The organism is Flagellimonas sp. L-11 (genome assembly GCF_056857735.1).
Genome location: NZ_JBSXNR010000019.1, coordinates 40,283 through 52,588 on the forward strand (window position 1 = coordinate 40,283; position 12,306 = coordinate 52,588).

The 12,306-nt window shown below is 41.5% G+C and carries 11 protein-coding genes and 1 pseudogene; 3 read left to right on the plus strand and 9 right to left on the minus strand.

Annotation, left to right across the window (positions count from 1 at the left end; genetic code table 11):
• Window positions 1–3: 3 nt before the first annotated feature.
• The 8 genes from proC to AC13CC_RS01275 form a co-directional block, all read right to left on the minus strand.
• Complete coding sequence (proC, locus tag AC13CC_RS01240; RefSeq protein ID WP_326276938.1) at window positions 4–810, minus strand: pyrroline-5-carboxylate reductase; 807 nt, start codon at window positions 808–810, stop codon at window positions 4–6.
• A 35-nt stretch (window positions 811–845) separates the two neighbouring features.
• On the minus strand, window positions 846–1,037 hold the full coding sequence (locus AC13CC_RS01245) for a hypothetical protein (protein ID WP_293166948.1): 192 nt from the start codon (window positions 1,035–1,037) through the stop codon (window positions 846–848).
• A 30-nt stretch (window positions 1,038–1,067) separates the two neighbouring features.
• Window positions 1,068–1,265, minus strand: a complete 198-nt coding sequence (rpsU, locus tag AC13CC_RS01250; protein WP_014033016.1) for a 30S ribosomal protein S21 — start codon at window positions 1,263–1,265, stop codon at window positions 1,068–1,070.
• Window positions 1,266–1,273: 8 nt separating this feature from the next.
• Complete coding sequence (locus AC13CC_RS01255) at window positions 1,274–1,717, minus strand: GNAT family N-acetyltransferase (protein ID WP_326276939.1); 444 nt, start codon at window positions 1,715–1,717, stop codon at window positions 1,274–1,276.
• A gap of 1,108 nt (window positions 1,718–2,825) precedes the next feature.
• A complete protein-coding gene (locus tag AC13CC_RS01260) occupies window positions 2,826–3,512 on the minus strand; it encodes an NAD-binding protein (RefSeq protein ID WP_482875775.1) in 687 nt (228 codons plus the stop codon).
• A 9-nt stretch (window positions 3,513–3,521) separates the two neighbouring features.
• Window positions 3,522–5,306 carry a TrkH family potassium uptake protein gene (locus AC13CC_RS01265; protein ID WP_482875776.1) on the minus strand — a complete coding sequence of 595 codons (1,785 nt, stop codon included), beginning with the start codon at window positions 5,304–5,306 and terminating at the stop codon, window positions 3,522–3,524.
• Window positions 5,307–5,425: 119 nt separating this feature from the next.
• Window positions 5,426–6,520 carry an acyltransferase family protein gene (locus AC13CC_RS01270; RefSeq protein WP_482875777.1) on the minus strand — a complete coding sequence of 365 codons (1,095 nt, stop codon included), beginning with the start codon at window positions 6,518–6,520 and terminating at the stop codon, window positions 5,426–5,428.
• A 158-nt stretch (window positions 6,521–6,678) separates the two neighbouring features.
• Window positions 6,679–7,476 carry a LuxR C-terminal-related transcriptional regulator gene (locus AC13CC_RS01275; protein WP_482878232.1) on the minus strand — a complete coding sequence of 266 codons (798 nt, stop codon included), beginning with the start codon at window positions 7,474–7,476 and terminating at the stop codon, window positions 6,679–6,681.
• Window positions 7,477–7,639: 163 nt separating this feature from the next.
• On the opposite strand from AC13CC_RS01275, the gene AC13CC_RS01280 reads away from it, so the two are divergent.
• The 3 genes from AC13CC_RS01280 to AC13CC_RS01290 are packed head-to-tail and all read left to right on the plus strand — an operon-like array spanning window position 7,640 to window position 11,697.
• Complete coding sequence (locus AC13CC_RS01280) at window positions 7,640–9,229, plus strand: hypothetical protein (protein ID WP_482875781.1); 1,590 nt, start codon at window positions 7,640–7,642, stop codon at window positions 9,227–9,229.
• Window positions 9,230–9,240: 11 nt separating this feature from the next.
• Window positions 9,241–10,398 (plus strand): hypothetical protein, encoded by a 1,158-nt coding sequence (locus tag AC13CC_RS01285; RefSeq protein WP_482875782.1) that lies wholly within the window; start codon window positions 9,241–9,243, stop codon window positions 10,396–10,398.
• A gap of 9 nt (window positions 10,399–10,407) precedes the next feature.
• Window positions 10,408–11,697 carry a toxin-antitoxin system YwqK family antitoxin gene (locus AC13CC_RS01290; RefSeq protein ID WP_482875784.1) on the plus strand — a complete coding sequence of 430 codons (1,290 nt, stop codon included), beginning with the start codon at window positions 10,408–10,410 and terminating at the stop codon, window positions 11,695–11,697.
• Between the two features lie 120 nt (window positions 11,698–11,817).
• Here AC13CC_RS01290 and AC13CC_RS01295 read toward each other — a convergent pair.
• Window positions 11,818–12,306: pseudogene (locus tag AC13CC_RS01295) on the minus strand (hypothetical protein); the annotation flags it as partial.

Below are 12,306 nucleotides of genomic sequence, written 5' to 3' on the forward strand. Positions count from 1 at the left end.
GGTTTAGTATTCTTCGCCCAGTTCCACAGCTCTGCCAAATGCTGCGAAGGCGGCTTCTTTGATTAATTCGTTTACATTATTGTCTTCCATGGAGTCCAAGGCGGCTCTGGTTGTTCCTCCTTTGGAGGCTACCATTTCCATCCAGGTGTCGGGATTCAGGTTGTTTTGGTTGAACAACTCTACCGCACCGGTAAAGGTTTGGCTCACCAATACTTTGGATACATTTTCGGAGAATCCCATTTGTAGGGCGGCTTCCATCATACTTTGCATAAAGTAAAAAACGTATGCCGGCCCACTTCCGGAAATTCCGGTGGAGGCATCAATGAATTTCTCATTTTTTACCCGGAGCGATTTTCCTGTGGTGTCCAACAGGCCTTCTACCATAAAAAGTTCCAAACGGGATACTTCTTCGGCGGAAACATAGCTGGTCAGCCCTTTCCCAACCTGTGCCGGCAAATTGGGCATGGCCCTCACCACTTTTTTTATTCCCAAGGCTTCTTGAATATAGTTTATGGTGACCCCCGCCATAATGGAAATGAACAATTGTTCCGGGTTTACCAATTTTTTCATGCGTTGGAAGAGTTCTTCCGCATGGTAGGGTTTTACTGCCAAAAAGATAATGTCTGCCTGTGGAACACAATCCTCGATTTTGTCAATGGCATCGAAATAGGCAATTTTTCCCACTTCTTCCAATTTTTCTTTTGACTTGTCCAGCACCATAATGTTGCGTTTCTTCAACAATTTGGATTTGGACATACCTGTGGCATAGGTAAGCCCCATGTTACCTGCGCCAATAACCAATACTTTCATTTGTTTTATTAAAGGGTTATTAAATTATAATGGTGTTATGCTAATACATTACATTCTTCACAATCTTTGACCTCACCATAGTAAGTTTCACGGTATTTGTGCAAAGTGCGAACGGGAAGCCCTATAATGTACTGTTTGATATACGTAACTTGGGTGGTAAGTTCCCCCATTTTAACGCTGTAACGTTTTTCATATTTGGTTTCCCTTTTAATTCTTGAAAGTCTCATTTTATTGTTGTTGATACTAGAGTTTTTATGTTATTGGTCTTCCTGTTCGTTCAGGAATTGTTCCTTGTATTGTGCCTTTTTTAATGTTTTACGGCGTTCTACTGATTTTTTAGTGTATTCTTGACGGCTTCGTATTTGGTCCAAACGCTTGGTGTTTCTATATTTTCTTTTGTAGCGTTTTAGAGCCCTTTCAATACTTTCGCCTGGCTTAACTTCTATTTTTAGCATATAATGATTTATCTGTTCAATCTCATTTCTAAATGGGTTGCATTGAACCCTTTTTCTTCGAAAAATTTTTTGTTCGGATATTGGTTTTCACCGGTAATGTGGATGGCAACGTCCCCCTTGCAATATTGGAGCGTATAGTCCAATAGTTTCTGTTCGATGTTGTTGCCCCTGTGGTCTCTGTGTATTACAAAGAATACAAGAAAGTTTTCGGGGATATAGTCTCCCATACCGGTCTTGTTCACAACAGCTAAACCTAAAATTTCATTTTTTTCTTCCATGGCAAATACATATCCGCCCAATCCGGGAATGTCTTTGGTGGAATACTGAATAGCTTTTCTAATGGCTTTTTTCTCTGCCTTTTTTCCCTCTTGATGGTCAAAAAGAAAGTTGGCAAACCGATTTGCTTCCATGGTAGAAAGTCTAGTATAGGCATCGTAGGTTTTGATTACCATGCTTTTGTTTTGAACGATAATGGATTTGGTTTTTTGTTAATGGTTACGACTAGGGCTAATGGAAAATGGCGGAAATCTTTTTCCGTAATTTCCATTATAATGGGGTCAACTTCCCGGGTTAAGGGAAGGTAATTATAGCGTAGGCGGTATAAACTTATCTGGCTGGTTTCTAAATACCAGATAATTAAAACTTAGGATCCTGCAATTTTTTCTCTCGTGGAGCTTGACGTTCATCAGGGCAAAGATAAGAAATATAGCCCTTAAATCCCAATAATACTGGGGTTTATGTTTTTTGTAACGTTTATTCCAAGGTTTTGGGCATAAATTAAAGTGGTGGTTGGGACGATTATTATAAGGATTACTTAAGGTTCGTGTATGTAATGTTAATGGTTCTTAAAAGTCAACTTTTCCAATGGAGCATGACCACAATGGATTTGGCCAAAAGACCAAATGTTTTCCATTGCTTCCAAGAATAAGGGGGCCAAAAAATGTTTAATGGCCAGTACTTTTATATTTTGGATCCATTTAACATTTTGGTTTAAGTTTATAGGGGCCCGTACTATGGGCAATAAGTTAGTTCTCAATGTTCACCCTCTCATCCATACTGCCATTGCATTTGTCAAAACAAGGGTTGGTATTGGTGACCCCGACAGTACTATTTGCGATACTGATGGCAGGCATAGGGCAACACAGTGATCGTTGGCCAAGAGCGAAGTTTTGCACGCCAGTTTTTAGCTTGAGGAGCACTGTGTCAATGGTCCCGTACAAGGGGACGTTGAGACAAAACCTCTTTTTGGCAAAGGCGTTTGTACACCTGCCCCCGTTGCCGTTGCACTTATGTTAGGTGACACAAATGTCCCTAATCCTATCTTTTGATAAAAGAATTCCGGGATATCATCAATAATTTAAAAGGAGGTGCTAATGCTCGGTCAAAAATACCTTGTTCTGATTTCTGGCCTTATTGAAGGCCATATGGGCCTACGACAAATAAGGGAGGTTTTTAAACTAAATTAAAGGCCAAGGGAATCTGCAAACGTTACCAACAAAAAACCGGTAACATATCATAACGCTTTTTTTTTGGTGAACTCAAAATGGATAGGTCTTTGTATTAATCCTCCTTTAAAAACCTTTTGATGTCCTTGTTGGAACCATAAACCACGATAATGTCATCCTTATTGAGTTCGCTATTGGGATTGGCTACACCCTTTACTTTGGTAACGTTCCTTGTCTTTCCCACATTGGTCCGTTCTTCCGTGTTTGCAATTGTGGTCAATACCAGCAAATTGTACTGTTCCCTGATATTGCTCTCCCTAATGGTCTTTCCGTGCAGTTTAATGGGCACGTTGACCTCGACAATACTGTAATCATCGTTCAGCTCAAAGGAATCGACGACTCCTTTTAAGCACAGCTTTTTGGCCCAGCGTTCAGCCGATTCCTCCTCGGGATGTACAATTTCGTCCACCCCAATGGCATGCAACACCTTCTCGTGCAGTTCATCAATGGACCTACTGATCAAGCGTTTTACCTGGAAGTTCTTGAATAGTGCCGTGGCCATTACACTGGCTCCCTTATCTTCCCCAATGGCCACGATCACCATATCGGTGTCGTCCAGGGGCAATCCAGAAACAGTAAATTCATCCGTGGCATCCATACAAATGGTATGGGAAATACGCTCCTTATAGTTATCCACGCGATTCATGTTGGTGTCAATGCCAATGACCTCATTGCCCTGTTCGGTAAGTTTTTCCGACAGTGAAGCTCCAAAACTGCCCAATCCCACAACGATATACTTCATACTTATGTTTTAGTTTATAGTAAGTTCCTCAACGGGATACCTATAATTCTTTTGTTTTATCTTTTTGAACACTGCAATCAATAAGGTAAGCATGCTGATCCGTCCAATAAACATCACTGCTATTATAACAAACTTACTGGCAGCGCTCAACTTTGCGGTTATTCCAAGACTCAATCCTACGGTACTGTACGCCGAGAAACATTCGAAGGCGATATCCAATAGTTTCTTTTCACTGTCAAAAACAGAGATAAGGATGATTCCCGTACCAATGACCATCAATGATAGGGCTATTACCGCAAAGGCTCTTCGCACCGATATTTCCGCAATTTCCCTACGAAAGATCTCAATCTTTGATTTTCCCTTGGCAAGACTCAAAAAATTTAGTGTGGCAATGGCAAAGGTATTGGTTTTGATACCGCCTCCCGTGGAAGCTGGCGAAGCCCCGACCCACATCAACAGAAAAATCATCATAACGGTGGAAAAGTCCAAAGCAGCCATGTCCACAGTATTGAAACCGGCCGTTCTGGGAGTAGCTGCACCAAAAAGTGCCGTCACTACCTTCCCAACACCAACATGTTCTGCCAGGGTATTGTTATATTCATTGAAATAGAACATCACGGTTCCCAAAACAGTCAGGGTTGAGGTGGTTATGAGCGTAATACGGCTGTTCAGGGTCAATACCCAAGGTTTATGTGTCTGCTGTTTCCCTCTAAAATAAAAGAACTTTTTGAGAAAGAAATATTTAAGATATTTTATAATGTTGACCACAATGGGAAAACCCAACCCGCCCAGCACAAAAGCGGCAATAATGACACCTTGGAGAGGGTAATTGTAACGAAAACCTGTTTCGTATAGACTGTTGGGCAGGGTTGAGAACCCTGCATTACAGAAAGCGGATACCGCATGGAACACAGAGAAAAAGAAACGCTCAAAAAATGACCCGAATACAGTTTTGTCCGCGCTTATATATATCAATAGGGCCGCTACCAATTCTATGGAGAATGTGATGAGAAGGATACGTTTGAGGGTGGAGAACACCTCGCCGAGTTTTTTACTTCCCGTCATATCACTTAAGGTCAACTGGTTCTCGTAAGAGGCCCCGCCCTTAAAAAAGTAGCTGAAATAACTGGCCACGGTAAGTATGCCGATTCCCCCGGCCTGTATAAGGCAAAGGATTACCGATTGCCCAAAAGTGGTGAAAAAGCTACCGGTATCCACAACGATCAAGCCCGTGACGCAGACAGCACTTGTTGAAGTGAACAATGCATCCAAAAACGAGATGCCTTCGTAGGTGGCATTGGGGAGCATCAATAATAGGGATCCCACGAATATAATACCCAAAAAACTTGCAATGAACAGTTGTGCCGGATTGAGCCTTGTCTTCTTATAATTGATGTTTTGCTCCGAAAATTCTCGAATAAACGTAAGGATGATGGCAAATTTCACCCAATTGTCATTGTACAGGAATGATAAGTGTTTGTGCGCCGCTTCAAAAAAATGGGCATAGAGTATGGCCATGGTCGCCAAAATGGTCACGGCATCAAAAATGATGACAGAACGCTTGATTTGCTTAATGCGCTCCACATACCGCAGAACAGTGGCCAAAATACCCAGACCGATGACCACAAAATAGAAGGTGTTGAACCAATTCTGGACCTGCCGTGATTTATCAAACCCAAAATCGATAATAAAAAGAAAAACCCCAATAATGCTGGCGTAGAATGCTATCTGAAAAAGGGTGTTGAAATACTTCCAATCAACAAGCCTTAACCTTCCCCATTTAAAAAACGACATAGAATCCCATAATTCGGTTGGCGGTCATAAAGGTATGGATAGTGTTATAAAGATTTAATAAAGATTGGCTGTTTTTTAATAGGATGTAGCCACATGCAGTCTTTCCAATGAAATTGTTTTTAACTTATAGGTTGCTTTACTCTCTTATAGAACATCAAAACCAAGAAACTTGTCAAAAAAACAAAGCATACTGCTCCAATAATTGCTTGTGATAGGGACAGAGAGTGGTGATGGTACCTGCTCAATCCGTAACCTGTGATACTGCCGTAGAGGACAATGGAGTGGACAACATAGATGGCCAAGGTATGCCGACCGATATCAAGGACGATTTTGTGGTTCAAAAAGTTTCTCAAGAGCATAAATGTTGCAAAAACCAACAGGACCACGCCCAAGCGGGCAAAAAGATAGCTTTCCCCAAGTGCGCTTTTAAAAAATTGGAGATCGGTAAGGTTTTCAAGATCCCTTATGAATTCATAGGATTGGAAAATAAGTAGAGTGCCAACGGCGAGGGTAGCCAATAATGCTTTCCTATAAAACCCCTGTTTGTTGAGATTGTAATGGAAGAATCCGGAAATGCAGGCACCCGCCGTTGCAAAACCAAACCAGGGCACTATGGTAAAAACCGAACCGTTCGCCCGGGTAAAATAATTTGAGAGCCCATCGGGCAAGGAACTATATTCCCATTGGCCAAAGGTGGCACTGGACAAGAAAAGTAGAATGGTAATGGAACCCAGCAGAATTTGAAAAACATACGTTTTGAACCGATAGGAAATCAAATAAAGAATGATAATCAATACAATGGAGAGCCCCAAGCATTGGAGTACGTGGACAATATCAAAGTTCGGATTGATGGAACCTTCCCACAATCGCCCAAACCGGATTTGCAATATATAGCCGATGACAATGAGCAAGCCACCTCTTTTAATCCCTTTTTTTACCCGTGGATTTGACCATCCCATCCCATATCTCTTGAGGAGTAAATAGGTGAATATAAATCCTGATACGGTAAAGAACACAGGGGCTGTCACACCTCTTAGGTAACTCCAAGCAAAAAAGAGTGAACCTCCTCCTTCTCGATAAGTATCTGCCAATAACGAGGACACAAAATGTCCCTGTAGCATCATCAATATGGCCCATGCACGTAACGCATCTATAAAATATAGCCGTTCGGTGCTTAATTGACCATGTGCTGATGCTGTTATTTCATTTTTCAAGTGTAAAGCCTGCTTTTATAGGTTTGAAAAGGATTATTCACTATTTGAAGTACGAAATTATTGTGCAATTGGACGCTCGACCGCAATATTAATATTAGTACTTGATTTAGATGGCAAACTTAAAGGAAGTAACCCTATAATCGTACTTATGTGTCCATTTAAATTATCCCGCACATAAGGCATAGGGTTACCAGCTCCACGCTATTTTTACACTGGGTCTTTTTGAGCATGTTCCTTCTATGTGTACGGACAGTGAGAAAAGCTATCTTCAATTCCTCCGCAATTTCCGCATCATTTAGGCCCTTGGCCAAAAGCTCGGCTATTTCCCTTTCCCTTTTGGTGAGGGATTTAGCTATTGCATTACGTACCTCCTTTCCCATATTGGGATCAAAAACACCTTTGCTCGCAGAAACGTTCAAGTAATTTTTTCCTCCATCAATGCTGAAATAGGATACTGTATCATTGTGCTCAACGCCAAGGTGGGTAATATCGGTATGTATGCCCAGTTGATGCTGTGTTGTACCGTCTTCGGAAAGTGACAAGGGCGAAACCTGTATCATCATATCACGTTTTTCACCTCGATGGTTTCTATAGGGATAGGTATATACATTTTTATAATGTAAACGTTCCTTCTCGGTGAGAAAACGATTGAAAAAATCGCTGATGGCCGCTTCCTTTTGGGCAATGGTGGGAATAACCTCGGGCAAGGCCATGTCCAACAACAGATCCATAGTGGTTTTCTCGGGATCCATACCCAACAAATCCACTACTCCAGGGGAAACATATTCCAACTCAAAGGTAAATGTGTTGGCAATGTAGAAATAGAACTGGCCTGGCGTAAAAAGTGAAGCCATGCGCACCAATTTTGTCGGAATTTTAAACCGAGAAGGCTTTTTTATGCGGTCTTTATATCCCTTTTTCCAAGCCTGGAATACAGGAACAAGGTTTGGGTTCATGTGCTTAAGTTGTTAGGTCGGTTCAGCGATTAAATTAGGGATTTATGTTAAAATTACCTAAAATGCGGTATTTACATGGGGCTTTTTATGAGGTAGCTTTGCAGTGAATAGGCATTTGGTCCGGGCATCAGCTTTTTTTGTCCCATTGCTTAATTTAAATGGTATGTTCAAAACACTTCCAGTCTTCATTTTTGTAATTTCTACCTTTTCGTTGACGGCACAGAACAGTTTTCCATGCACGGAATGTGAAGGGATTGCCGCAATGCCCAATGTTAAAATTGACTGTGACGATATAAGGGGGTCCCTTGCCGGTTATGAAAATATGGAACGGATAATCGAATGTTTGGAGTGCAGATGTGAGAAAGCGGCAGAGAAGGAAAAAAGACAAGCTGAGATTGAGGCCATGTATGACCAAAAGAACGTTTTGGACGATAAGGCCCAGAAAGCATGGGAAGAAGGGCATCGGGCCAGCAACAAATTAACGGACAACAATCCAAATTTTGAAGCGGACAGACAAGAGGCCATTGACAAATTGGAGGCGTTCATAACCTATAAGCGACAAGCTATTGGTGTCCAAAAAGATATCAATCAACGTTTTGGGGGAAATGTAAGCACCAAATATGCAGAAGACGACATTATAAGTGCACAAAACACCATTGCGCGCCTGCAGACCAAGAAAAAGAAAAAGACTTTGGTTCTGTCCAGTATGGATGCAGGGGCAATTTCCGATAATTATAAAAATCCTTCTACGCTTAATAATGATGCGGCTTTAAAAATAGGGAATAACCAATCCGTTTCCACAGCTACTTCGGATTATGCCCGTCAAGGTGCCGGTCAAAACCAGGTCTACCAGAAAAAAATGGAGGAAAGGCGCCGGCAAATCGCCGCAATGCGACAAAGACTGGCCGAACAGCAACGTCAATCGCAAAATTTACAAAATGCCGCCGATCAGACGATGGGCCAATGGGCCCAACAGATGCAAAATGGTGGAACCAATTATATAGAGGGAGTACAGCCACTGGCGGAAGAGTTTGCCAGACAGGGGAATGTGGAAGGTGCGGTCGGTGCTGTAGTAGTTGGTACAGCTGCATCCATAATCGCCGATCTCTCCCAAAGAAAAAAGCAAAGGGAAGCAGAGGAACGTGCCGAGGCAGAACGGCAACGTCGCTTAAAATTGCAACGGGAAAGGGAACAACGGTACCGGGAAGAACAGGAGCGATTAAGACGCGAAGCATTTAAAATGATCATCGATCAGCGCAAAAATATCTTGCATGCCTTTAGCGAAAGCTTGCCGCTCCCTTTGTCTAGCAGCAAGCTGCAAACCGACCGGATTTATTACTTCTTTTATGCCACGGATTCCAGTACCATGAACAAGAAAAACACCACTGTTTATGTCTCCAATGTCTTTGAAATAGCACAATACGACAATGGCACTTGGCCTTATCAGCGAAGAGTGGATAAGGAAATTGCTGTACTGGTCCCACACAGGCCTACCATGCAAGGGTATTACCTCACTTTGGACGACGCCAAAACCATGCGGAACGAATTTGTAAATAGTTTTAAGTCCATCGAGGGCGTTAGTATAAAAGAAGTGGAATATAAGGGAAAACCCAAAAGTGGGATAAAATCCAATAATGACTCCAACCCATTGGGCATTCCTTTGGGGACACTCAAAAAAGAGCACAAAAATGTTATGGATAAACCGGGCCCCAAAACCACAGGAGGTCTGGGAGTTCCCATAAAGAACAATTGATAAGTAAACCAATGAAAAAATGTATCCTCTTATTATCGCTGTTATTGACCGTTGGCATGCAGGGGCAAGATGCCGTTACATTGCTCAAATTTGAAGAAGCCGAAAAGGCCTTTAACTCGGGCGATTACAGGGCTGTTATAGAGAAACTTGCAGAAGTTGAAGCAGGGATAGGAGTTACCTCAAAGACACTCTACCTAAAAATCATGGCACAAAACCAGTTGTTGGGTGCAGAAAACAAAGTATTTACAGATCCATCAACAACGCTTGACTTTACATTGTTGCGCAGTTTGTTGGAAAATACCCAGACCTATATAAATGCCATGAAGGAACAAGGGCTTGACGATAGGTTTAGGGAAGTGCACAATATTCATGAAAAGCTTAAAGTCTACCCCAAAACCGAAGCAGAATTAAAAAACATATACACAAAACCCTTTGTAGAAACAATTGATAAATATTATGCAAGCATTGGTGGTCAAGAAGATATTGCCAACGTAGAGACAATGGTTGTCGAAGAAAATCAAGAAAATGATTTTAACAGCCAGTATGTAGAAAATTACAGTAGTACCATCATCACGAAAAAAGCAATAGGGAAATATTCCCTAAGTATAGAAGGCCCGCATGGAAGCAAAACCGTATTCAATAAGGAAAAGGGCGTTTACAAAGGTATTTTATTTACTTCGAATTTTGAACATACCAAAAAGCTCTACGATAAATTGACTTCAAATAGCTTATCGTTGGTTTCGGTATTGCCCTTTAACATGGATGATGTCCAATCCTTAAAGATCAGACAGGGCAGTTTTAGTGGTGAAGAAGCCACTATTGTTAACCAACAGCAAGAAGTTAACAGTACTAATTATAGTGTCAATTACTATTTTAGTAATACATCGGGTAGGCTCATTGGCACCGTTACAAGTTTAAAAGGCGGTGTGGTTACAATAATCCGATTTACAGATTTCCGTGAAGTTAAAGGCTTGACTTTCCCTTTTAAAAGGATTACAAAAACCTATCAATTATCTGAACATGGCAAAGAAGGATATAACTATGAAGAAGGGTTGGGAGATGAAAAGTTGGCCCTTTTGATGGAACAGGACAACTACATGTCGAGTATTATAAATACAACCACCCGGTTAAAAATAAACGAACCCATACCCGAAAGTGTTTTTGAATAAAAAATGATTATGAAGAAAACCATATTTCTCCTACTATTATGTATGGCATTTGGTCTACAAGCCCAAGATGCCGTTACATTGCTCAAATTTGAAGAAGCTGAAAAAGCCTTTAACTCTGGCGATTTTAAAACGGTATTGGAAAAGCTGGACGAAGTGGAGGCCATGGCGCAACCCACATCAAAAACCCTTTATTTAAGAATTGCATCCCTAAACTATTTGTTTGATGGAGACAAACTTTTCAACAACCCGGAACAATACGGGCTTTTGGAAGAGCTTAGGAACCATGTAAACACCTATTTAGAGGCCATGGCCAACTACGAACTTGATGATAGGTTTAGGGAAGTGTACCAAATTGGGGAAAACCTCAAAAAATATCCCAAGGACAGAGCAGCCTGGGAGAAATGGAACCAAGAGGAAGACAACAGAAGAAACCCCAAGGAGTATTACCCCAGTGGCGCCTTAAAGTCGATAACCAAAACAAAGGAAGGTTCCAATACCGTTGCTTGGCAGGCCTATTATGAAAATGGCCAACTAAAGGAAGAGGGAGAAAAGGTAGGGGAGAAAAAAGTGGGTCCATGGAAACATTACCACAAAAATGGACAACTGGCCGCCCAAGGAACCTACTGGGATGGAGGAAAAATCACTGGTAAAATAGGGAGATGGTACTATTATTATGATAATGGAACAACAAAAGAAGCAGTCAATTATAGATCGGTTTCCTATACGGATGGTACGGTACGGTCGCATTTATGGGGCCAATATTTAAGCTGGTATAAAAATGGACAATTAAAGGAGGAGGGTACTTTTGAAAAGGAGATTGAGACTTTATTTGGGACTGGGTACAATGAAGGCAATAATAGGAAAGTAGGTAAATGGAGTGAATATTATGAGAATGGTCAATTGAAAACATATCAAGAATACGATGAATATGGTTACCATGCTGGCCTTTATAAAAGTTACTTCGAAGATGGAGTTGTGAAAACTTCGGGACAATATGGAGGCTACCATGGTAGTTTGCCAGTTGGAGAATGGAAAACCTATTATGAAAACGGCAACCTAAAATCATTAAAAGCGTACAGTAAAGATGGGTATAAAGCCAAATGGGAACTGTATTACCCAAACGGAACAATTAAAGAATCCGGCAGATATAATTATAAGGATAATAAGGAAGGTAATTGGGAAGTATATCATCCCAACGGTCAACTTAAAGAGGAGGGAAAGTATAAATATGGTAATAAACATGGTAAATGGAGCTATTATGACCAAAATGGGAACTTGATAAAGGAAGAAAAATTATAGAAAGGGGGTAGGTCAATATCGTTTATTTAGCTGTAATAGTTAAGACTTAATCTGACAATCTTAATAAATTAGTTTAACCCTTAAATTAGATTTGTCAGATGAGTACAGAAGAAAAGATCATCAAACCAAAGTAGGATTATTAAAACTTGCCAAACAATTGGGCAACGTATCCCAAGCCTCTAAAGTGATGCGATGGTTTCTTTTGTAAAAAAGACCATGGCGAACAAACAGATAGATATGCGAAAGGCAAAAAGGATTTACAAATTGTACGGCGAGGGTGCCAGCAAACGACGCATCAGCAAGGAACTGGGCATCTCCCGCAACACGGTGGCCAAGTACATCGAGTTCTTCAAGTGTTACAGGCTGACGCCCTGCGAGGTCTCGGAGATGACCCTGGAGGAGATCCACAGGCTCTTCAAGGCGGACCAAAAGCCCAAGAGCGAACAGCAGGGCCCACTGCTCCAGTGTCTGGGGAAAGGTAGGTTCATACCTGCAGCTGCGCACCACCCATTGCTTCATATTGTCGGATCTGGCATTGAGCGGCACCCCGCCAAAATAGTTCAAGATGTCGTTCAGGGCCGGAATCACTTGGGCAAGGGAAGCATCGGG